The sequence below is a fragment of the Companilactobacillus muriivasis genome (assembly GCF_036246245.1).
Classification (GTDB): domain Bacteria; phylum Bacillota; class Bacilli; order Lactobacillales; family Lactobacillaceae; genus Companilactobacillus; species Companilactobacillus muriivasis.
The window spans coordinates 175,820-199,417 of sequence record NZ_BTTQ01000005.1; the positions used below are offsets into that span (position 1 = coordinate 175,820).

A 23,598-nucleotide genomic window follows, 5' to 3' on the forward strand; every position below is an offset into this window, starting at 1 on the left:
TCCTAATTAATTGTTTCTGACTTCTTATTTAATAAATAAAGATCAATAACTGTGAATATTACAATCCAGATAACCATCATTGCCATGCCCGAGTACAACACTCGTGAAACGGCACCGAAACTGCTATCTAAATCATTGATTCCCATGATTCTCAAAACATTACTTGTAATAAAGTTGAAAGGTATCATAAACAACCAGACAATGATTACTGCAACGATAGCTTTGACAAAACTTTGACTTCTAAATGGCAGAAAATCATTAACCCAATCGATCAATAAATGTAACGCCGTTATGCCAGTCCAAATGACGATGATTCCTAATATAAATGCCACTACAACTTCTGCTTTGAAATAATACTGTTGGACTGAATTGAAACTTCTGACCATAAAGCGATCATAGTCGTTAGGGAAAAATGCGACAGAAGCTACATAAACAACAAATTCCCCAACCATCAAATAGATTAATCCTAAAAATGACGTCAACATGTTGCTTGAATAAAGCGTTGCATCACTGATTGGTATCAAACGATACTTGTCGTTAACGTAAACCAGCTCATTTGCTCTTGCCATTGCAAAGATTCCAATGGCAAGAGCAATAAAGACACCACCAGTAAAACTAGTTATTCCAGGATTTGTTCGGAAGGAATTCCAGATTTGAGTAACTAATATGATAAGTATGTGAATTCCTAAAATCCAGCTGATTATTTTAAATTTATTTTTAAGTAATCCTTTACTAACACGACCTAAGCTACTCATCTTCCAGACCCCCTTCATAAACTTTTTCATAATACTCTTCAATTCCCAAGTGATATTTAGCTTGAATATCTTCCACAGGACTAACTTGATAAACTGTTTGGTCCTTTAAAATTACGACATCGTCTAAAAGGCTCGAGATTTCTTTCACATAGTGCGAACTGATAATGATTGTTGAATCGTCACCCTTCCACTGAATGATACTTTTGATAATTTTCTTACGAGCCATAATATCGACCCCATTCAACGGTTCATCCAACAAGTAAAGTGGTACTTGGCGAGCCAAGGTTAAGGCAATCTCTAGTTTTTCAGCAGTACCAGTTGAAAGATTGACCAACTTGTCATCACAAGAAATTTCTAGAAATTTAGCCATTGCCTGGTACTTTTCAAATGAGAAATCAGGATAAATGTCGATATAAAATTTCACGACATCTTTAACTTTAGTATTTTTTTCGCCAGCGCCTTTGTTAAAACTGGTTAATGGATAAGTCGCACTAACGCATGATTTGCGGGCAGCCTTACCATCAACCCCAGCAACCGTGATTTGACCGGAAGTCTTAGCATTAACACCGGAGATCAAACGCATGAGTGTCGTTTTACCAGCCCCATTTGCACCAAGCAAACCGATAATTTTGCCATTATCAAGACTAAGGTTAATGTCTTTTAAAATTAACTTATTATTCTTTTTATAATTTAAAGCGTTAATTTCCAATACTTTACTCATGACTTGCCTCCCGCTTTTTGACGTAGGTGTTGAAGCTATTCATAATTTCAGTGTCATCCATATTCAATGAATGCAATTTATCGTATGTTGCATCAAACATTTCACTGACAATATGTGCTTTTAATTTTTCCACAATACTGGTATCCTCTGTCACAAAATTACCTTTACCACGCTGCGGTATAATGACTTCTTCTTCAGTCATTTCCTTGAGCGATTTCTGAACGGTATTTGAATTAGCAGAAAATTGGACGGCCAACTGTCTTACTGAAGGCAGTTGTGATCCTAATTCATACTGATTGCTAATAATTTTGCGATACAAGATATCCTTGATTTGGAGGTAAATAGGTATGTTATCAATATATTCCATCATTTCACCCTCTTACTGTTCTAGTACACTAATACAGTACAACGGGCACTAAAAAAAAGCAATCAATTAACAACGATTTTTAAATTTTCTTTTGCCAATATGTCAATCACCTTTAGCAGCAACGTTTCCGGCGTGATGTTATATTTAGATCAAAATTGGGAGCCAATCGAAAGAACTGATGTATCATGCTCAAATTTGGAAAAAAGGTCAATTATCGACCGTTTCTAGTTAGTGGAGCCATCGCTACAGCCATCGGACTAATCTTTGGAATTAATATCGCAACTATGTTGGGAATTAAAATCGCCGTTATACTTTTTCTATTGATGTTCTTGGGACATTATCTATTTGTACTGCCAGTAATCTTCAATTATTGGGATTCCGACAGTAAATTTATCCGTTATAACGATATCAAACCGTTCAATAAACGCGTACTGGCTATTCTTTTACCTAAGTTTTCACCAGTTACCGTCATTGACAGGAAAAATATTCGTCAAATATCAATATTAGGATTACCGCAACACGATTTATCATTCGCATCCGAACTGGTCTTATCAGAAGAAGGTGGCTTAATGTACAACTTATTTCTGATGATAAATGAACCTGTCAAAGTCCGTCTGACCATGAAAAATCGGGAAACAATCGACCTAGATCTATCACGCGATTATGTAAGACGAACGCATGAAACGTTAGGTAAATTACGGATTTTTCTCAAAGGTTTTAATCCTAGAATTTTGGAATTATCAGATGAAACTGAAAATTTACTCCAGTTAAGCAAAAAAGAAGAAGATTACGATGATACTAATTCACCGTAATCTTCTTATTTTTAAGTTCAAATACATTTAATTTACGCATGTTGCTAATTGATAACCTACGACAAATACTTCACAGTTCAAAATTTTTTAAATACTTTTACACTCAACTAACAACGATTTACTAGTCGGAAGAGCTGGGAAATATTTGTGTGCCGTGGTTCGAGACCGCTCTCTGGCTAAGGCCGTTCCGCACAGCTTGAGAATATTTCCCAGCTCTGGAGACGGCATATTTAAATTACCTTTGTGGTATTTGTTCCGAGAAACTATAGAACTGTGACTTATCGTTAAAGTCACCCATGTTCATGCCATTCCAACTAGCATCTTTTGACAAGTTTCCTAATTCCATCAAGGCTTTCTCCTCATCCTTTGACAAAACTACTCGACTAAAACCTTCAACATAAATATATTTAGCTAGTCGACTGAGCAAAACATATGGATCTTTAGCTGTATCAATTTTTACATAAACTTGTTTTAAAACATCAGTAATATTTAATAAATGAGCTGATTTTTCAGGTCGATCCATGAGTGAATCATACAATACCTTAATATTCTCCTTGGCTTTTTCTCTAACCTCAATATCTTTTTTCATCGTGCTTGCTCCTTAAAATAATGGACTTTTTACTACAAACAAGACCACGCCACCAATTATGAAACATGCTCCAAAGAGAAAACTATACCAAACGGTTAAGGCAGAAAAATTTGATGTCGTCTTATTACCGTGATGTTGAATCACTTTAACGTATTTAATTGAATTTAACATCTGATACATTCCAAATGCGATTGCTAAAATACCAAAGACATAATTCCAAATCATTTTAGACGCTTCCCTTCTTGCTTCTTGACTACAAGATAGCATCTCGTGAATTGCCTTGAATCAAAACATCTTGAATACCTTATTTTTTGTTCTTGAACGACTTCAGGAATAAATTTCCCCATTTCACGATATCTTTATTTTTAGCGATTAATTATATGTGATAATTAATCTATCAATATAGGTAGGGGGGCAAACGATGATTTATATAAATCCAACGATTGACGTCATTGGTCGAGCGCTGTCGGGAATAGTCTTTTTCTATGTCTTTAACAGTTTGTATCGGCAACAAAAAAATTATCTTTTCGTAATATCAGCCATATCCATCGTTATAACGGCTGTTTTTATTCCTGATTACGCCTATTTCATCGATGCCATCATCTTGTACTTAGCCTTTTGTTGGCACCAGAAATCTAAACTACTGTTGATCAATACAATTCTCTTGAGTTCCCTGATTCAATTACTTGGCGAAACGTTGATCAATACGACTGCCTTTTTCTTCAATAGTCAAAATATCTCAACTAAAACGCTCTGGGGCAGTACTCTATTCGTCTTCATCACACTTTTAATCCAAATCGTTATTTCAGCAATTTTTATTATTTCATATAGATATTTTAATATTGAAGAGGAATGGAATATCACCCACTCATCCTTGTTTGGTTTATTAATTGGCTATTTATTCATCGTTATCTTCTTTTTCATGCAGATAATTCAGCACTATCAAGCTTACTCAGATTTAATGTCTGGTATCATGCTTTTTATTCTGATTCAATGTTTCTTCATCGTCATTGTCTTTCTAAAGAGCAACCAAACTCAAGCTGAAACTTATACCCGTGAACTTATGAAGGAACAACTGAAGAATCTCAAAATGTACACTGACCAATTGGAAACCGACCAAATTAAGCTCCGTGGCTTTGAAAGAAACTATAAGAGCACAATTTCTGGTCTACGAGATATTGCTAAAACTGGCGACTATCAAGAAATGAAGCACTCTTTAGGAACTTTGGAAGATTACTCCAACAGCTATTTCGACAATATTTCAATGCAACTATTTAAGGACCTCAATAACGTTCAGAATCCATATTTGAAGAGCCTTTTAATCAGTAAGCTCACTTTGATTCATCAAAATAACATCACCTGTCACTTTGAATGTCGTGATACGGTCAATGACGTTTTGATAAATATTTTTGACCTCGTGCGACTACTGGGGATTTCGATTGACAACGCAACTGAAGCCACGAAAAATCAAAAGAATGGTGAAATTCAAATTGCGATTATTGAGGAAGCCGCACAATTATCCTTTGTCATCAACAACACCACCGCCGAACAAACCGATATTTCTGACATGATGCAAGAAGGCTTTACCACCAAACAGCATCACTCGGGATTAGGCATGGTCAATGTTCAAGACATCAAAAAGAAGTATCCTAATCTATTTGTTCAATATCGGAAAAATAATCAATGGTTTAATCTTAGTATTGTAATTATTAAATAATTTGGGGAGTATTTATGACGTTATTTATTACCGGACCGCATCTAATGCGAATCTGCTTTGCCTGGGCAATTTTCTACTACACGTTCAGCTTAATTTATCATTCTAAATTTTCTATTCAACGCAAAACACTCAGTTACTGGGCACTTTGGTTAATTTCTATTACTCTAAATATCTTCTTATCTGGTTATGCTAACTTGCTTATTGCGATAATTATTTATTTTGTTCTCTGGTCCAACAAGAAAATCGATTATTACCTCATAAATATTATTCTGTTGAGCTTTCTCGTTAAATTTCTTGCCATTATCATTCCCAGTCCAGTTCTGATACACTTTTTACCTAATCCAGATGTCGTTTCATATGGCTTTAATCTGACAATAAACTTGATAGAATTCATCTTTTCAATCACCTTTGTTTATTTCTACAATTACTTCAAACTAAACAATTTCTTTCAATCACGCCAAAATCCAATGACTAGTATCGTACTCAGTTACGTCTACATTATCTTTTTCATGTTTCTAAAACTCACCCAACATTTCAAAGCATATGCTGGATTAATTACTGGTATGTTTATTTTTATCCTCATTCAATGTATTTTTATTATTTTAATATTCAGTTTTACCAGAAGACGGCAGAGAAAAGTTTATCGCGACCGTTTTTCTGAAGAACAAGTTAAAAATCTGAAGCTTTATACCGACCAATTGGAACACGATCAATTAAAATTACGTCATTTTAAACACGATTATAAGAACCTACTATTCAGCTTAAAGTCCGTAGCCGAACAACAAAATTACGAGTTGATGAATCAAGCACTGGATAACCTCGAAAATTATTCTGATGATTATCTAAACAATTTATCAATGGATTTATATCAAGACTTAAATAATGTGAAGAACCCTTACCTAAAGAGTCTGCTCATCAGCAAATTAAATACCATTAATCAGAAGAATATTGTCTGTTTTTTCAATTGTACCGATGAGTTGAATAATTTACCGATTAATATTTTTGACCTCATACGCCTGTTAGACCGGGCTATCGACAACGCAATTCATTTCACTGAACGTCAAGAACATGGCAAAATTCAACTCGCTATCACTCAAGAGAATAATCAGTTGGCGTTTTTGGTCAATAATACCTTGGCCAATTTACCCACGACTGAACGGGAACAAGATTACCTGGACTTGCTTCATATCAAGGAATTAAAGAAGAAATATTCCAATATCTTTATTCAATATAGTAAAAATGCTAAGTGGTTCCGATTCCACATCACATTAATAACCAAGGAGGACAAAAAATGAGTTACCCAATTATCATGTGTGAGGATAATCAAATCCAATTACAACAACTGGACAAGTTGGTCGAGAATTATATTCTCTTTCACAGCGACCTCTTCAAGGTTGAACTAGAAGCTTCTAACCCGCAGCAAGTTATCGACTATTTAGACCAATCTGAGCCCCAAAACGGTATCTACTTTCTGGATATCGACTTAAAAGCTGAAATTGACGGCATTCAATTAGCAGCCATCATTCGTAAAAAGGACGTCCAAGCCGAAATTATTTTCGTTACAACTCACGATGAACTTGCTCCTTTAACCTTAAAACGCAAAGTTGCCGCCTTAGACTTCATCGAAAAAGACCAACCTTTAGATGATTATCGTCAAGAAATCTACGATACGCTCGATTATGCCAAACAAATTATTGATGAAACTCGAACTGTTCAAAAGAAAGGTTTCTCCTTTGAAGTTGGCAGCCAAGTCTACAATTTGGATAAGTCTGAGGTTATTTTCCTCGAAGCCTCAGACATCCCACACCGTTTGAACCTCGACTCAACTAACGGCAAATTTGAATTCTACGGTAAACTAACTGAATTGGAAAAGAAGTATCCCTTCCTATTCCGAATTAGCCGTTCTTGTCTGATCAACCCTGAGAACATTCATCACGTTGATTTTTCAATTCGGGAAATCGGTTTTAGTGACGGCACAACACAGAAATTTTCTATCGGAAAATCTAAGAAACTGAAAAATATCATTCAAGAAACGCTCTAATTTCATTCAAGAACAAATCTACCCTATTTCAAGATATCTTGATTCCAGTGACCTCACCTAATGCTAAATTAAGGGTGTAATAAGAACAATTCAATTTAAAGAAGGTCATCATCATGTTGGAATTTGGTAAAAAAATCAATTACAGACCATTGTTAATTAGCCTTTTAATTGCCGCAATCCCCGGTCTCGAAGCCGGAGATTCTTACAACTCATTTTTCTTAGGATTATTAATCGGATTGCCATTCTTCTTATATGTTTTCTTTGCTTATTATTTTCCAAATATACCTACGCTATTCGTCTATTGGACAGCAGATACTGATGAAATTAAATATTGTGACATCCAGACGTGGAAATATCGTCTCTTAGGAATGGTGGTTCCTTCCAAAGCTAAAATGGTAACTATCAAAAAGAGTGACATTATATCGGCACGAGTTATTGGTGATTTGAGCACCAACTACGCAATGCCAATGGCTATTCCTTTCGGACCTGGACCAGCAGTTGTTTCACCAGTTCTATCAATGATTCACCATCCAGATGACGTAATTTTGACTCTCAAAGATGGATCTACAATTGACCTAAGTGTTGCCCGTGACTACGCGTATAGCCGTGACAATACCCTCGATAAACTTGATACTTTCTTCAAAGGTCTGGGAGATATTCCCATCAGCACAAATATCCCCACGGATAGAAAGCACATTTCAAATAAAATAGCCTAATTCTTTTATCGTTATAACGGTGTATAGATACTTGCAACCGATAAGTGCGTGCATTCTAGCCCTCCTAATTCCTATAATCTAGTTGTAATCAAAAGGAATCATTCATGAATAAATATTTTCAAAGGAAGGTAATTATCATGTTAAAATTCGGTAAAAAGATAACCTATAGAGCACTCTTGATTAGTTTGTTAATTGGCTTTCTACCAGGAAGTGCAGCTGGCGATATTCTTAAATCAGTTCCCCTAGGACTACTAGTCGGCCTAGCATTTTCCCTATACGTATTCTTTGCTTATTATTTTCCTAATGTGCCAACACTATTCGTTTATTGGACAGCAGATCCTGACGAAATCAGATATTGTGACATTAAATCTTGGAAAAATCGGCTATTAGGTATGGTGGCTCCTTTCGCTGCTAAAATGGTGACGATTAAAAAGAGTGATATTAAATCGGTCACGGTTGTTGGTGATTTGAGCGGCAACTACGCTATGCCAATGGCAATTCCTTTCGGCCCTGGAGTAGCAGTTCTTTCACCAGTTCTTTCAATGATCCATCATCCAGACCTCGTTGTTTTAACGCTCAAAAACGGCTCTACAGTCGACTTGGACGTTTCCCGTGACTACGCATATAGTCGTAATAATACCCTCGATAAACTCGATGTTTTCTTCAAAGGTTTGGGAGATGTTCCTATCAAAACTGATATTCCTAAAGATAGAAAGCATACTTCCACAAAAACAGCTTAATTTTCACCGTTATAACTACATGCACAAAATCGACAGTCTCGATGATGCACAGATTAAAATTATCAATTACCCTAACCATAAAATAAGTTTTAACTAAAAAAATGCACCTCTTATAATTTAAGAGATGCATTTTTTGTACTTAGGATATCTATCAAAGAATAAGCAGTTTCAAAGCTAGTTGTCCGTTGTTTTATTTGTAAGATTTGGTCCCATAAGCGACCAGTATAATCGTTGAAAACCAATTCATTCGCGTTACGTTCATGATTAACCTTACTAATGAGTTGATCGATTTTCTTGTCAAAAAGCGAACCGCGATATTGTTTCTCCGAGAGTTCTTGGACAGATAGCTTAATAAATTGCCCCATCTCTTGATTAACCGCTGATTCATTAATCTGATTGTTAAATGATTCATCGAAATTCATCAATATCGAAAGCAATAACTTCTGTTTAGAATATTCCATTTGTCTTTTCACCCGTATATAAATATAACTGATTTCCTTAATAATAGATATGCTTTAGCTCATTTTTCTATTTAAACTTGTTAAATCTGTGAAACCTGCCGCCTCCGGTTGCGAGAAAAAATTCACCTGCTATGAGGACCGACTTGAGCCAAGGTCTCAAGTCTCGCTTTGAAGCCTTACCACAGACCGGTAAGTCTCCAAAGTCGCCCTGTGGTGTAATGGCTGAAGCCATAACGCCACCTCCATAGCATGTGAATTTTTCTCGCTACCTCCGGCTAGTGTCTTTTAATGACTAGATATTTTTTTGTTACGATTAATTATATTCAATGTCGATAAATTAAAGTTTTTTAAATATCTAGGACTTTATACTAAAAGCCCCAAACCAATACATAAATAAAAATGGTTGGAAGAGTTGAGAAGTATTCACCCGCTGTGGGTGTGGAGTTACGGCTTCAGCCGTTACACCACCGGGCGTGTTTGGAGACTCACCGATTTGTGGTGAGGCTTCAAACCGAGATTCGAGACAGCTCTTTGGCTCGGACCGGTCCGCATAGCAGGTGAATACTTCTCAGCTCTGGAGACGGTTAACCTCTATCAGGTGTATAATAAAACGTATACATTTTTACTACTTTGGAGATATTACATATGAATAAATTGTTTTATAAGACCATTAACTTTTGGTATGCAGTCGCTATGTTCGTTGTTGGTATCATATTTACTGCTCATTCAACTGAATCAACTTGGATCTTAGTTGATGCCATTTTCTTCATTTCCGCTATTGTTTTCTTATTACTTAGCCTCTTCCGCAAACCTAAGCCTAAAAAAGACGACGATCAGAATCCTATTTTATAGGGCTTTGGTCGCTTTTTTATTTGGCACATCAATACTAAACATGAAGATAGAAAGTATCAATAAAATAGTTCCTGTGATTCCAAAAAGTATAATCGGTGAAACTTTGTTGAATAGTAATCCAAATACTGCTGTTCCAACTGGTGTCAGCACGCTTACGGCAGAATTGAAAAAAGCATTTACTCTTCCTTGAATTTCAAATGGAATTTTCGTTCTGATATAAATCGAAACCGGCATATTTATTGAAGTAACTGATAAACCTAGGATTAACATTGAAATTGCATATACAATAAACATATTTAATTTTGTGAATAGTGGCAAACAGAATAGTACGAAGCTGAATGTTGTTATTAATCCAAATATACCGGTCATTTTAGTTAAACTGGCATTAACATGTTTTACACTCCATAAAATACTGGCTGTTAACATTCCCACTGCAATCAAGGCTTGAATTATTCCGAAAAGCAGCGACTTCATCTTAAATAATGTAACTAGAACATAAGGTATACCAACGTTAATCGATGCCATACTGAAGTTAGCGATGATACCGAAAGTGGCCATTGATGCCAATATCTTGTCACTTTTAATAAATGACAAAGCTTCTTTAGAATCCAAAAGTATCGATTGTTCCTTAGGTTTCTCATCAATTTTGGCAACCTCAGCAAAATTAAAGTTGAGAAATAATATCAAAATCAAAGCAACAATTTCCCCAATGATATCCAAAATAAAGAAGGAAACTACAGGAATTATGGCGAATAACCCTCCACCAAGAATTGGACTCAACAAACTAGCAATAATACTTACACCTTGCTCAAGCGCAATTAATTTCTGCTGATCAGCTGTTGGCACAACTCCAGTAGTAGAAGCCTTATAAGCCGTGGATTGAAACGCATCACATAATTCCAGTAGCCCTGCGAGGACAACGATAATCGTCGGAAAATATATTTTATTCCCAACAACAAATAGAAAGTAAGCAACAATCGAGAGCACTAAAGTACTAGCAACCTGCGCCATAACAACAATTCTTTTATGATTGAAGTGGTCAACCAAGTGCCCAATAAAAGGACTAAATATAAATGATAAAAATGGCCCAATAAAAATTATTAGTGAAAATAGAATACTCGATTTATAAACTTTGAGCACATACATCCCTAAAGCAAACGTAAACAGCTCACTGGCAAAGGATCCTATAAATAAACTACTAATAGCTAAAGATATCTGAACTCCAGACTTCCTTTTTCTTTCCATAATAAGATCCCTTTTCATTTAGATTTTGTGCTATCTGACGTGTGGTGCTAGTTAAATATGCCGTCTCCAGAGCTAGTAAATATTCACCAGCTGTGCGGAACGGTCCGAGCCAAAGTATGGAACCTCGGCACACAAATATTTCCCAGCTCTTCCGACTAATTAATCGTTATTATTCGAACGCAAAATTATTCAAACAATTTTAGACCATGAAATATTTGTAATAGGTTATCAACTAGTACCATGCGTATCATCTGATAAAAAAAATATCGACAAATAATATGTTTTCTAATCTTTTTCTAATTTTATAATTTGATGTATATTCCCAGCTAATTAACGTTAATCACAAATTCATCTATGGATGAATTATAATATAGCGAATAAAAAAAGCAATTCTTTAATCAAATTAGAATATTAATAATATTAAAATCCTTTTTGGCATACGTTTCAAGGTACATTACTATTTCAGAACTTAAAATCTCTAACTTTAGCAAAACAAAAAGCAGTTAATCTCAGACAATTCCAAGACTAACTGCTTTTTTTACCAGAATAAATGACTAATTCCAGTGCCCTTCCAAAACTTCTGATCATCGACCTGTACAGCCTTGGCCAATGCCATAAGACTATCAGAAGCCTTGTATTGATGTGTCATCAAGTAAGTAGAAACAACTCCACCCAGTTTTCTAACAACGCCCCTAACTTCCTTACCATTATCCAAATCCTTGTAAGCTAATAACAAAGCATCAAACAAACCTTTATCACTCTTAACAGTTTCATCCCGAGCTGCGTTATCAATCAATTTCATCAATTCATTTTTATCCATATTAAAATTGCCTCATATCATTTATTGTTTCAATACTACTAAATCTAACTCTTAAACGAACCAAATTATCTTGAACACACTATTTTTAAGTCCTGAACTAATATAATAAAGAAACAATTGAATTAAACAGACAATCTAGCCTCCAACTGGGAGTGATTTTCACCCGCTGTGGAAGTGGCGTTATGGCTTTAGCCATTACACCACAGGACGTATTTTGAGACGCGGGTTTCGGCTCAAAATCGAGGGTCGAGACCGCTGTGGCTCGAGCCGGTCCCATAGCAGGGCGAAAAATCACTCCCAGTCGGAGGCGGTATATTTCAATACCCCAAAACCCAAGAAACCGTTTTCTACCTATTATATAGCGCAAAAAGGACATCCATGGTATTATTTATACAGCTTATCGAAAGGATGGTATTCGCAATCATGCGCTTAAAGACTGATATCATTTCAACCAATAAATAATAAATTGGCATTGTTACCCTGGGGTAATTAGTGCCACCAGGAGGATTTATGACTGAATCTAAATTAACATATGAAAAAACACGCGTAATCGTTGCCGGAGTTAGCCACCTACAGCCTGACTTTGAATATACGATGCAAGAATTAGCCGCTTTAGTTGAAGCTAATAACATGGAAGTAGCTGATACAATCGTTCAAAACGTTAACAGTGTCAGTGGTAAAACTTACTTCGGTGCTGGTAAAGTTACCGAAATCAAAGAAATTGCCAACGCTGACGATGTTCAAATTATCGTTTTAAATGATGAATTGACACCTTCACAAATCAGAAATTTGGAAAAAGAAACTAAATTGAGTTTCATGGATCGAACAGAATTGATTCTCCAAGTTTTCTCAAATCGTGCTCAAACTAAGCAAGCCAAATTACAAGTTGAAATTGCTAAAATGCAATATCAACTACCAAGAATTCACCCATCTGGGAATCCACTTGACCAACAATCAGCTTCAGGTGGTCTCGCTAACCGTGGTGCCGGTGAATCAAAATTGGAATTGGATAGACGTGTAATTAGAAAACGTATCACCGCTTTACGTAACGAACTTAAAACGGTCGACCGTACAATTGATGTTCAAAGCAGACGTCGGACTAATACATCCCTTCCACTAGTTTCATTAGTCGGCTATACCAACGCTGGTAAGTCAACGACAATGAACGGTATCTTGAATTTTAATAAGGACAATTCGCAAGACCGTAAGGTTTTTGAAAAGGATATGCTCTTCGCTACCCTAGACACCAGCGTTCGTCGCATCGATCTTGAAGACAACTCAAGTTTCCTACTTTCCGATACAGTCGGGTTTGTTAGCAAACTACCACATAACTTAGTCGAATCATTTAAGACAACGTTACAGGAAGCAGAAAACGCCGACTTATTAATCCAAGTCATTGATGTTTCAGATGAACATTGGCGCAACATGATTGAAGTTACTGAGAAAACTTTAAAAGAAGTTGGTGTCGTTGATAAGCCAATGATTTATGCTTTCAACAAAGCTGACCTCAAACCAGGCCAACAATTCCCTGTTATCGAAGGCGATAATATTTATTATTCAGCCATTGATAAGGAATCGATCGAAAAATTAGTTGATCTGATTAAAATAAAAGTTTTCAATCACTACAAGCAAGCTGAATTACTGGTTCCTTACAGTGATCAGAAAGTTGCGGAAGAAATATTGAAAAACTCCCAAGTAATCAAAAAAGAGTTTACTAATGACGGTTCCTTGATCAGTGCTAATTTAAGCCCTGAAGAATTAGAAAGATTTAATAAATACATCCAAACAGAGGTATCTGATTAAGCAGATATCTCTGTTTTTCTTTGCAATTTAGTCCATATTGTATTATTATTTTATAAACATTAGAATTTTTCTAATTAAGGGTATTCACTTTTAATATTCATTAGTGTATTCTAAGAATAATTATTTTAGGGAGGATGAACAATGAATTTCAAGAAGAAGTATTTCCTTGCATTGTTACCGATATTTCTATTTGCATTAGTTCTGAGCGGGTGTGGTAACTCGACAGAAAAAGATAATAAAAATACACTTTCAATCAGTTCCAGTGATGTTATCGCTACAATGGATTCATCAATGAACACTGATGTTATCGGTGCTCAAGGTTTAACAGATACTATGGAGGGGTTATATCGTTTCGATGGTAAGACTTTAAAGCCTGCTATCGCTAAGAGTGTTGTTAAACCAACCAACAACGGTAAAACTTACACTTATCATTTAAAGAAGACTGTTTGGTCAAATGGTAAACCCGTTCGTGCCCAAGATTTCGTTTACGCATGGCGCAGAACCGTTGATCCAAAGACAGCTTCACAATATGCATATATTTACTCAGGTATCAAAAATGCCGATGCTATCAACTCTGGTAAGAAACCAGTTAATACCTTAGGTATTAAGGCATTGGACGACTATACATTACAAATTACGCTAGAAAACGCCATTCCATACTTCAATACATTGATGGCCAGTTCAACATTCTTCCCACAATACAAACCAGCAGTTGAGAAAGCTGGTAAGCAATATGGTTTGAAGAGTAAAGGAATGGTCTTCAACGGACCATTCAAGCTAGTTAACTGGACTGTTTCAAACAACAGTTGGACTGAAGTTAAGAACGACAAGTATTGGAATGCTAAGATTGTTAAACTTGATAAAGTTAAATACTACGTTGTTAAGGATAACAATACTGGTTTGAACTTATACGATGCTAACCGTATCAACCGTCTACAAAAGATCAGTGGTGATACAGCTCGTCAAGTTTCAAATTACAAGACTTTCTCCAACGATAAACTTGCTGCAACGTTCTACTTCGAATTGAATCAAAAGAAATATCCTTTCTTCAGAAACAAAAAGATTAGACAAGCTATTTCAATGTCAATTAACCGTAAACAATTAACTGATAACGTTCTTGGTAAGACTGCCGGTGTTGATAATACCGTTGTCCCAGCTGGAATGTCATTCAATCCAGAAACTAAGAAAGACTTTACTAAAGAAGCAGCTTTGAAAGCTCCCGGTAAATATTCAGAATACAATCCTAAACTTGCTAGAAAACTCTGGAAAGAAGGATTGAAAGAAACTGGTCAAAAGAACCTTAACTTCACTATTTTAGGTGACGATACTGATGGTGCTAAGAAACAAAACGAGTACCTACAAGGTCAACTTGAAAAGAACTTGCCTGGATTAAACATTTCCTTACAAAACGTTCCATTCAAATCACGTCTTAACAAATCTATGACTGGTGACTTTGATATCGTTGTTACAGCTTGGAATGCCGATTTCCCAGACCCTGTTACATTCCTTGACTTGTTTACAACAAATAACCCTCAAAATGATGGTAAGTATTCAAATAAAGAATACGATGCTTTAATCAAGAAGAGTAAGACAACTGACGCTACTGATCCTGAAGCTAGATGGCAAGATATGTTACAAGCGACCGCAATTTTGACCGAAGATCAAGGTGCCGTTCCGCTATACCAAACTTACCAAGCTAACTTAACTAGAGAAAACGTTAAGAACTACAGAATTACACCAAATGGTAGTTACAACCTTGCCACTGTTTACAAAAAATAATTAGGAGTTAGGGAGATTAAATATGGCTAAATATATTCTCAAAAGAATTTTCTACCTGTTTTTGACCCTTTTCATTATTGCAACTTTGACATTCTTCTTAATGAAGATGCTTCCTGGTACACCGTTCTCTAACCAGAACCGTATGTCGCCAGATCAACTGAAAATTGTTAAAGCTCAATATGGTTTGGATCAATCAGTCTTTGTCCAATATCTACGTTATATGGGTGGTTTGCTTCAAGGTAACCTTGGAACATCATTCCAATTCAACAATGAACCTGTTACAGCCTTAATCGGCCAACGTCTTGCTCCATCAATGCAAATTGGTGCTCAAGCTATGATTCTTGGTACAGTTCTTGGTATTTTACTAGGTGCTGTTGCTGCTATTCGTAAAAACACATGGGTTGATACACTTGCTACATTTATTTCAATCTTAGGTCTATCAATTCCATCATTCGTTTTAGCCGTACTACTACAATTCTACTTAGCCTACAAATGGCACATCTACCCAGTTGCTCTTTGGGATAACTTCCAATCAAGTGTGTTACCAACACTAGCTCTGGCGGCCTTACCATTAGGTAACGTTGCCAGATTTATGAGAACTGAAATGGTCGATGTTATGAGTAGTGATTATATTGAATTAGCCAAATCAAAAGGTAATTCAGCCTGGAAAGTTGTTACAAAGCATGCGCTTCGTAATTCTTTAATCCCAGTTGTTACAATCATCGGACCTATGGCCGTATCTGTTATGACTGGTTCAATGGTTGTTGAGAACATTTTCTCAATCCCTGGTATCGGTGAACAATTCGTTAAATCAATTACAACAAATGACTACCCTACAATCATGGGACTTACAATTTTCTATTCATTCCTATTGGTTGTTATCATCTTGATTGTCGATATTCTTTACGGATTTATCGATCCAAGAATTAGATTAGGAAACGGAGGTAAAGAATAATATGGAACAAATTCCAGACATTCCAAAGGAAAAATTCAAATTAGTTCATGACGAGAATAATAATGAACAAGAAAAGATCGGTACACCTTCTCTAACATACTTACAAGATGTTCGTCGTCGCTTGTTCTCAAACAAAGTCGCTGTTGTTTGTTTAACACTACTTTCAATTATCGTCTTGATTTCAATCTTTGCCCCACTAGTTGCACCTCACAATCCTAATGCTCAAGAAGTTACTTTATCTAACTTGCCTCCTAAGTTGGGAAACTTAAACATCCCTGGATTCAACGGTTACCAAAACATGGGTGGTAAGATGGTCGATGCTTACAAACAAGCAGGCGCACCTAAGAACGCTTTCTATCTATTAGGTACTGACTATCTTGGTCGTGACTTATTATCAAGAATCATCTATGGTACTCGTCTTTCACTTGTTGTTGCTATCTTGGCTACACTAGTTGATTTAATCATCGGTGTTCCTTATGGTATCGTTTCCGGTTGGAAAGGCGGCAGAACTGATACAATCATGCAACGTATCGTTGAAATCGTATCTTCTGTTCCTAACTTGATTGTTGTTATCTTGATGATGATCATCTTAAAACCAGGTCTAGGTTCAATCGTTATTGCGATTGCCATCACTGGTTGGGTTACAATGGCGCGTCTGATTCGTGCTCAAACATTCCAATTGAAGGAACAAGAATATATCTTAGCTGCCAGAACACTTGGCGAGTCATCAACTAAGATTGCTACTAAGCACTTGATTCCTAACTTGTCTTCAACAATTATTATTCAAACAATGTTTACAATTCCGAATGCCATTTTCTTCGAAGCTTTCTTAAGTTTCATTGGTATTGGTATTCCCGCACCAAACGCATCATTAGGTACACTTTTATCAGATGGTCAAAAAGCCTTCAGATTCTTGCCATACCAAATGTGGGCTCCAGCTATTATCTTGAGTATTATCATGATTGCCACTAACTTACTTGGTGATGGTCTACGTGATGCCTTTGACCCACAATCATCTGAGCATTAACTAAGGAGAAATCGAAATGGATAAAATTCTAGAAGTAAAAGATTTACATGTCGACTTTGATACCTATAACGGTACCGTCCATGCAATTCGTGGTGTTAACTTCCATTTAAACGCCGGTGAAACCTTAGCTATTGTTGGTGAATCTGGTTCTGGTAAGTCCATCACAGTTCGTTCAATCTTACAATTGTTGGCTTCAAATGCCACTATTTCTAAAGGTGAAATCCTCTATCATGGGGACGACCTTTTACAAAAGAGTGAAAAGGAAATGGATAAACTTCGTGGAAACAAAATTTCCATGATTTTCCAAGATCCTATGACTTCACTTGATCCTACAATGACAATTGGAAAACAAGTTGCTGAACCACTTTTGATTCACAACAACGTTTCTAAAAAGGATGCCATGAAGCGTGCTGAAGAAGTACTTCGTTTAGTTGGTATTCCTAATCCAGCTGCCAGAATGAAAGACTACCCTCACCAATTCTCTGGTGGTCAACGTCAACGTATCGTTATTGCGATTGCTATCGTTGATTACCCAGAAATTCTAATCGCCGATGAACCTACAACTGCCTTGGATGTTACTGTTCAAGCTGAAATCATCGACCTTTTGAGAGAGTTACAACAAAAAATTGGTACTGCCATCATCTTTATCACCCATGATTTAGGTGTCGTTGCTGGTATCGCTGACCGTGTAGCCGTTATGTACGCTGGTCGTTTCGTTGAATATGGTTCTGTTGAAGATATTTTCTACAATCCTCAACATCCATACACATGGGGACTATTGGATTCAATGCCTACCCTTGATACCAACGAAAATGCCCGTTTGAATTCAATTCCTGGTACACCACCAAACCTATTGAATCCACCAAAGGGTGATGCCTTTGCGCCACGTAACACATATGCTATGCAAATTGATGAAGAACAACAACCACCATTCTTTAAGGTTTCAAAGAATCACTACGCCGCTACTTGGTTGCTTCACCCCAATGCACCAAAAGTTACACCACCTGCAGCGATTCTCAATCGTTACAAGAAATTTGAAAAGTTAGGAGGCAATGCTAAATAATGGCAGATGAAAGAGAAGTAATCGTATCCGTAAAAAATCTCAAACAATATTTCAACATTGGTAAACCTAACGAAGTCAAAGCTGTCGATGATGTTTCCTTCGATATTTATAAGGGCGAAACTTTTGGACTAGTTGGTGAATCTGGCTCTGGTAAGAGTACTACTGGACGTAGTATTATCAGACTTTACAACCCAACTGATGGTCACATTTTCTTCAATGGCCAAGATATTAGTAAAATCAAAGCGCATGGACCTAAGATGAAAGAATTCCGTCGTGAAATGCAAATGATTTTCCAAGATCCATATGCTTCATTGAACCCCAGAATGAAGGTTAAGGATATTATTGCTGAAGGCCTTGATGTCCACGGTTTAGTTAAAAACGAACAAGAGCGTGACGCTAGAGTCCGTGAATTGCTCGACATGGTAAACTTGAACCCTGAACATATGACACGTTACCCTTATGAGTTCTCTGGTGGTCAACGTCAACGTATCGGTATTGCCCGTGCTTTGGCAGTTGACCCACAATTTATTATCGCTGATGAACCTATCTCAGCCCTTGATGTTTCTATTCAAGCGCAAGTTGTCAACTTGATGCAAGATATCCAAAAGAAACAAGGTTTGACTTACCTATTCATCGCCCATGACCTTTCCATGGTTAAATATATCAGTGACCGTATCGCCGTTATGTATCGTGGTAAGATTGTTGAGTTGGCAGATTCCAATGAGATTTACAACAATCCATTGCATGCCTATACTCAAAGTCTCCTATCTGCTATTCCCGTCCCTGATCCAGAGATTGAGAAGAAGCGTACAAGAATCGACTTTGATCACAAGAGTCCCTTCAAGGATGATCAGAGATTGCAAGAAGTATTACCTGGCCACTTCCTTTATTGCAGCAATGAAGAAGCAGCCACATATAAGAAATAGAACCATGGCGATGCGTGCAGACATTGCCTGATCCTATTACGTCTGACAAAATCCAAATCCTATACCAAACAAATATTATTTTACATAAGAAAAGAGCTAGCCTTGCGGCTAGCTCTTTTTGTATTTGTCTCTTTCATAAGCTATTCTTCCTTTTATTTTCATTTTGAAATTCTTCTATATATCAGGGGGGGAGGAGATATATTTGAAAAAATCTATTGGTTTTTAAATTTTAATTATCCTTTTAAAATGGTGCTTTCATAGTCATCTGAGTCACCTCTTCGTTTCTTGACTATGGTTATATAATAGCTGGAAAATATGAATAAACCGTTAGTTATTTGCGAACAATTTACTAATTAAATGTGAAGAAAAAACGCGACTAAACAAGGATTTCCCTTATTTAACCGCGTTTTTTTAATTTAAAATAATATCATCATTTGCTATAACAAACTCATTTTCAGCGACACGATAGTAAGCTTGACCGTTATTTACCACTACTCGATCAATCTTATATGTTGCATTCACTGGTAATTCATTAGACAACTTTTGACCACGTTCATTGTATAAACTTACAACTGATTTAGTTGTTAAAGTTTCATTAACATTCTTATACTCATAAACTTGATCTGCACTAACAAATTCATTTGTGGCTACACGATAATACTTTGCACCATTGATATAAGCATATCGATCTGACTTCCAATCAGTCCCTGACTTCAATTCTCGGTCAGTTACTGGATTACCTTCAGCTTTAACCAAGCCACCAAAGACATCTTGATAAACTCTAACTAACGTTGGTTCAGCTACATAAACGTAGGCATCATCAGCCTTAAGCCATTGGTCAGTTGCTACACGATAATACTTTTGACCATTCAGGGTCAAGATTTCATCACTAAACCAACCGGTGTCTGCTGATATAACTCTGTTAGTTAATTCATTACCATCTGTATCATAAATTTTGACATTTGATTTATCAGCATAAGTAGCGATGGTTTGTTCTTTATCCTCTATATTTGATTCAGGAATTGATTCATTACCACTGGAACTACTGCTTGAACCACTATTGGAACCACCCGAATGAGTTTTCTCAGGTTCATAATATGTATGAATCACATAAGTCCAATTAGATTGACTAGGATCAGCTCCATTTGAGAAACTATTCTTCAAAAAGAAATTAGTAAGATCTTGTGCATTATCACTGCCTATTACATCAGCAGTCTTCTTATCTATCGGTATTGGTTCTTCTGACTTACCTTCATCATCAATTATTTCAATATAACTATATTTATCGCCAGAATCATCTGTCTTCAAAATAAATGGTTTACTAGAAATTTTATCTACTTGACTAGTATCTTGTAATGGTTTACCAACAGGAATTTTCAAATCTATTTCATTAATTAATTTATCATTAGTATCCTTTTCTATTATATTAAAGTTCATAGGAGCATATACAGGAGCAACGTATACCGGAATTGTTACATCAATAGTTTGACCGTTCGTACTTGAATCTACTTGTATAGGAGCTGGTTGGAAATCCTTAAGATAACCTTCAGCAGAAACACCTAAACTGGAGAGTGACCTTAAGGTGAATGGTCCTTGTTTCACTCTCGTTTCTGGAATACTCGTCAATTCTTTAGAAGTACCTTCACCAATATATCTAACAGTAAAATCAATATAGTCTTTAAACATTAATTGCCATGTCGTCTTAGTACCATTATTAGTTACGCCATTGTATATAGTGTCTAATAAGTAAGTCTCTTTCTCAGTCCCCAAAGGAATTACACCATCATCGGTTTTCACTACTTTCCAACCTGAGGCGTACTGTTTTCTATCATCGCTATCTCGCAAAGAAGTTGATAAATCCGACGAGACTAAATTATTGATAGAAGAAAGCGATAATTCCGTCAGACTTCCTGTAATATTGGCATAATCTGTATTTGCCACAGTATTTAACATTCCTTGCGCAGTAATATTAGAAAAATCCATATTAAGGTTCGATAAATCCAAAGATTTTAAAGCAGTACAGTAAGTAAACATATAATCAAAATCCATTTTTGAATCCGATTTCACTTTAGTTGAAGTAATGCTATCTGGTAACTCAACACTTTCCATTAATTCATCGGAATCAAACATTCTTTCAAAATCGGTAGCCTGTGCCATATTCCAATTAGAAATATTTATATCTTTAAGATGGTTACAATAGGAAAACATTTGACTGAAATCGGTAACATTTGACACATCATATCCGGAAACATCTAATGATGTTAATGCCTTATCACCATAAAACAACCCACTAAGAGACGTAGCACTACTGGTGTTAAATTGGCTAGGATCCATTTTTTCTAGTTTAGCATCCCCCTGAAACATACTGGAAAATACCGTAGTGTCAGAAGTATCTAGGAAAGGTAAGTTATCAATTTCAGTTAAATTAGAAAATCGAGAAAATAATTCGTTAAGACTATTGCCTGCTTTAACTTGACCATCAAAAACTATTTTTGTAATGTTTTTCCTCAGTTTTACAGAGCTTTCAGACCCGTCAGACCATGGTCCACCTTCATAAGGAGCACTGGCCAACGTACCACTGCCCAGATGAAGAGTTCCTTTATCTGTATACCAATGAACCCCAAAGTCACCTGATTGCTCTGGATCCAACGTCGAAACAGTATCATCTGATTGTACTTGAACTGGACTGGCAGCTGTATTGATCATAGCTTTTTTAGAAACATCAAGAGAGTTTGCTAGTTTTTCTTCCTGATCTGCATCACTTTGAGAATCATTTATATCAAACTTTTGATAGCTTTCTTCAATATTCTCCTTTGGTCTCACAATTGGTTGCTTTTCTTGAACAGGATTTACAGGTAATTGCTGAGGATTATCAGAAGTAATTGTACTTTTTCCACCACTATTTGTAGGTAGTTCGGGAGACCCAGATGTATTTTCAGTTACAGAATCATCCGTCAATGTTTTATCAGAAACTACTTGTCCACCAGGAACGGTATTCGCTTTGACATTATTAGCAGTATTCTCTTGCCCAACTGGAACAGTATCCGCTTTGACATTAATTGTCTGAGAAACACCAAACAAGGTTAACCCACTAATAATAGCCAAACTAGATTTTATAACCCAGTTTTTCCCGCTTTTATACATTTTTCTTTTCAAAACAACATTAGATTTTTTCTGTAACTGTCTAAACCTCATCTTACCCTCACCCCAATAATTATTATCTTCTTATGTTGTTTATTGTATACCTTTTCATTTGCTTTTTTTTCAAAAAATAAACTAGAAAAGTATAATTTTTAATAATATAAATATTATTTTACATAAGAATAAAGCTAGTTTCATAGGTAAAAATCACGTGCACCCGAAAGCGGCAGCCCAACAAAAAAAGCCTACATACAGTAGACTTTTTATTTTTTGGATATTTACGGGGAATAAATATCGAATTGTTTTTAGGAAATTAACTTTATATCTATAGGGGGGGAGATATGAAAGTTTCATTTATGTGTTTATAAGGGGATTAAACTTTTTAAAAAATAGATTATTTATATAGGGGTTTATTTCTATTCATGTTGTGTGAGTTATTTAAGAAAATAATTTTTACGGGGTTTTCCAATTTCATCAGGTCACTTCTTTCAAAGTAAATTCTTCTATATCTTTTTAAGGGGGGAGATATAATTTTTAATTTTAGTTTATAAGGGATTTCAATATTTTAAGGGGATTAAATTAATTCATGTTATTCAATTTGGAAATGGATTGTTTGTTCATCCGGTCACCTCTTTGTTCCTTTGTTATTTGACTATGGTTATATAATAACGGGAAATTATGAACATATAGTTTCCAAAGTACGAAGTAATTGATAACAATGTATGAAGAATTTATGACCTTCCCGTCTCCGGAGCAGAGATAGTATTCACCTGCTATGCGGACCGGCCCGAGCCAAAGTGCGGTCTCAGACCTCGGTTTGAAGCCTTTCCACAAACCGGAAAGTCTCCAAACACGCCCGGTGGTGTAATGGCTAAAGCCATAACGCCACACCCACAGCGGGTGAATACTATCTCTGCTCCTCCGACTCTTTTATATCTATATACTCGTGGTGCTAGTTGATTTGTTTTAAAGTATCTACTAATAAACATTGTTCAATTCTTGTTTGAAAACCATCTAGGGAACGAGCCCTGTTTCTTTCCAGATCGAAAATATTTCCCCAACGAGAAA

At 36.1% G+C, this 23,598-nt stretch carries 22 protein-coding genes and 1 pseudogene; 13 read left to right on the top strand and 10 right to left on the bottom strand.

The annotated features are described in order from the left end of the window. Nucleotides 1–2: 2 nt before the first annotated feature. From AAA923_RS07490 to AAA923_RS07500, 3 genes are read right to left on the bottom strand one after another with little or no spacing between them, the layout of a single operon-like run. Entirely contained in the window at nucleotides 3–755 is a 753-nt protein-coding gene (locus tag AAA923_RS07490) for a hypothetical protein (RefSeq protein ID WP_338215986.1), read from the bottom strand. Beyond that, nucleotides 748–1,476: an ATP-binding cassette domain-containing protein gene (locus tag AAA923_RS07495; protein WP_338215988.1), complete on the bottom strand. Its 729-nt coding sequence runs from the start codon at nucleotides 1,474–1,476 to the stop codon at nucleotides 748–750. Before AAA923_RS07495 ends, AAA923_RS07490 begins: the two co-directional genes overlap by 8 nt. Next, complete coding sequence (locus AAA923_RS07500) at nucleotides 1,469–1,846, bottom strand: GntR family transcriptional regulator (RefSeq protein ID WP_338215990.1); 378 nt, start codon at nucleotides 1,844–1,846, stop codon at nucleotides 1,469–1,471. The genes AAA923_RS07495 and AAA923_RS07500 overlap by 8 nt, the downstream gene beginning before the upstream one ends. A 182-nt stretch (nucleotides 1,847–2,028) precedes the next feature. Between AAA923_RS07500 and AAA923_RS07505 the strand changes: the two genes are divergently transcribed. After that, on the top strand, nucleotides 2,029–2,655 hold the full coding sequence (locus AAA923_RS07505; protein ID WP_338215992.1) for a hypothetical protein: 627 nt from the start codon (nucleotides 2,029–2,031) through the stop codon (nucleotides 2,653–2,655). Nucleotides 2,656–2,890: 235 nt separating this feature from the next. Here AAA923_RS07505 and AAA923_RS07510 read toward each other — a convergent pair whose 3' ends face one another. Together AAA923_RS07510 and AAA923_RS07515 are read right to left on the bottom strand one after the other, a co-directional pair. Further along, nucleotides 2,891–3,244 carry a bacteriocin immunity protein gene (locus AAA923_RS07510; protein ID WP_338215995.1) on the bottom strand — a complete coding sequence of 118 codons (354 nt, stop codon included), beginning with the start codon at nucleotides 3,242–3,244 and terminating at the stop codon, nucleotides 2,891–2,893. Between the two features lie 12 nt (nucleotides 3,245–3,256). After that, on the bottom strand, nucleotides 3,257–3,469 hold the full coding sequence (locus AAA923_RS07515) for a hypothetical protein (protein ID WP_338215997.1): 213 nt from the start codon (nucleotides 3,467–3,469) through the stop codon (nucleotides 3,257–3,259). A gap of 196 nt (nucleotides 3,470–3,665) precedes the next feature. Between AAA923_RS07515 and AAA923_RS07520 the strand changes: the two genes are divergently transcribed. From AAA923_RS07520 to AAA923_RS07540, 5 genes are all read left to right on the top strand, one after another. Then, on the top strand, nucleotides 3,666–4,961 hold the full coding sequence (locus AAA923_RS07520; protein ID WP_338215998.1) for a GHKL domain-containing protein: 1,296 nt from the start codon (nucleotides 3,666–3,668) through the stop codon (nucleotides 4,959–4,961). Between the two features lie 14 nt (nucleotides 4,962–4,975). Next, on the top strand, nucleotides 4,976–6,256 hold the full coding sequence (locus AAA923_RS07525; RefSeq protein WP_338216001.1) for a GHKL domain-containing protein: 1,281 nt from the start codon (nucleotides 4,976–4,978) through the stop codon (nucleotides 6,254–6,256). Further along, nucleotides 6,253–7,002: a response regulator transcription factor gene (locus AAA923_RS07530; RefSeq protein WP_338216003.1), complete on the top strand. Its 750-nt coding sequence runs from the start codon at nucleotides 6,253–6,255 to the stop codon at nucleotides 7,000–7,002. The genes AAA923_RS07525 and AAA923_RS07530 overlap by 4 nt, the downstream gene beginning before the upstream one ends. Before the next feature lie 113 nt (nucleotides 7,003–7,115). Further along, complete coding sequence (locus AAA923_RS07535) at nucleotides 7,116–7,718, top strand: hypothetical protein (RefSeq protein WP_338216004.1); 603 nt, start codon at nucleotides 7,116–7,118, stop codon at nucleotides 7,716–7,718. A 137-nt stretch (nucleotides 7,719–7,855) separates the two neighbouring features. Next, on the top strand, nucleotides 7,856–8,458 hold the full coding sequence (locus tag AAA923_RS07540; protein WP_338216006.1) for a hypothetical protein: 603 nt from the start codon (nucleotides 7,856–7,858) through the stop codon (nucleotides 8,456–8,458). A gap of 110 nt (nucleotides 8,459–8,568) precedes the next feature. On the opposite strand, the gene AAA923_RS07545 is transcribed toward AAA923_RS07540, so the two are convergent. Further along, on the bottom strand, nucleotides 8,569–8,919 hold the full coding sequence (locus tag AAA923_RS07545) for a hypothetical protein (protein ID WP_338216008.1): 351 nt from the start codon (nucleotides 8,917–8,919) through the stop codon (nucleotides 8,569–8,571). Nucleotides 8,920–9,564: 645 nt separating this feature from the next. On the opposite strand from AAA923_RS07545, the gene AAA923_RS07550 reads away from it, so the two are divergent. Beyond that, entirely contained in the window at nucleotides 9,565–9,771 is a 207-nt protein-coding gene (locus AAA923_RS07550; protein ID WP_041500924.1) for a hypothetical protein, read from the top strand. Here the strand turns inward: AAA923_RS07550 and AAA923_RS07555 are convergent. Together AAA923_RS07555 and AAA923_RS07560 are read right to left on the bottom strand one after the other, a co-directional pair. Next, the gene (locus AAA923_RS07555; protein WP_338216013.1) at nucleotides 9,766–11,016 is read right to left on the bottom strand and encodes an MFS transporter; all 1,251 of its coding nucleotides are present in this window, start codon (nucleotides 11,014–11,016) and stop codon (nucleotides 9,766–9,768) included. The two genes, AAA923_RS07550 and AAA923_RS07555, sit on opposite strands and share 6 nt — an antisense overlap. Nucleotides 11,017–11,554: 538 nt before the next feature. Next, nucleotides 11,555–11,836: a bacteriocin immunity protein gene (locus AAA923_RS07560; RefSeq protein ID WP_338216015.1), complete on the bottom strand. Its 282-nt coding sequence runs from the start codon at nucleotides 11,834–11,836 to the stop codon at nucleotides 11,555–11,557. A 510-nt stretch (nucleotides 11,837–12,346) separates the two neighbouring features. Between AAA923_RS07560 and hflX the strand changes: the two genes are divergently transcribed. The 6 genes from hflX to AAA923_RS07590 all read left to right on the top strand — a co-directional run bounded on the left by hflX (nucleotide 12,347) and on the right by AAA923_RS07590 (nucleotide 19,389). Next, nucleotides 12,347–13,639: a GTPase HflX gene (hflX, locus tag AAA923_RS07565; RefSeq protein ID WP_041500329.1), complete on the top strand. Its 1,293-nt coding sequence runs from the start codon at nucleotides 12,347–12,349 to the stop codon at nucleotides 13,637–13,639. A gap of 141 nt (nucleotides 13,640–13,780) precedes the next feature. Continuing rightward, nucleotides 13,781–15,418, top strand: coding sequence for a peptide ABC transporter substrate-binding protein (locus AAA923_RS07570; protein ID WP_338216020.1), 1,638 nt, complete (start codon nucleotides 13,781–13,783; stop codon nucleotides 15,416–15,418). Between the two features lie 22 nt (nucleotides 15,419–15,440). After that, nucleotides 15,441–16,373 carry an oligopeptide ABC transporter permease gene (gene opp3b, locus AAA923_RS07575; RefSeq protein WP_338216023.1) on the top strand — a complete coding sequence of 311 codons (933 nt, stop codon included), beginning with the start codon at nucleotides 15,441–15,443 and terminating at the stop codon, nucleotides 16,371–16,373. 1 nt (nucleotide 16,374) lies between these two features. Continuing rightward, the gene (locus AAA923_RS07580; protein WP_338216025.1) at nucleotides 16,375–17,400 is read left to right on the top strand and encodes an ABC transporter permease; all 1,026 of its coding nucleotides are present in this window, start codon (nucleotides 16,375–16,377) and stop codon (nucleotides 17,398–17,400) included. A 16-nt stretch (nucleotides 17,401–17,416) separates the two neighbouring features. Beyond that, entirely contained in the window at nucleotides 17,417–18,463 is a 1,047-nt protein-coding gene (locus tag AAA923_RS07585; RefSeq protein WP_338216027.1) for an ABC transporter ATP-binding protein, read from the top strand. Then, nucleotides 18,463–19,389, top strand: a complete 927-nt coding sequence (locus AAA923_RS07590) for an ABC transporter ATP-binding protein (protein WP_338216029.1) — start codon at nucleotides 18,463–18,465, stop codon at nucleotides 19,387–19,389. Before AAA923_RS07585 ends, AAA923_RS07590 begins: the two co-directional genes overlap by 1 nt. 411 nt (nucleotides 19,390–19,800) lie before the next feature. On the opposite strand, the gene AAA923_RS07595 is transcribed toward AAA923_RS07590, so the two are convergent. Then, on the bottom strand, nucleotides 19,801–22,584 hold the full coding sequence (locus AAA923_RS07595; RefSeq protein WP_338216031.1) for a BspA family leucine-rich repeat surface protein: 2,784 nt from the start codon (nucleotides 22,582–22,584) through the stop codon (nucleotides 19,801–19,803). Between the two features lie 898 nt (nucleotides 22,585–23,482). After that, nucleotides 23,483–23,598 (bottom strand): annotated as a pseudogene (locus tag AAA923_RS12360) (IS982 family transposase); the annotation flags it as partial.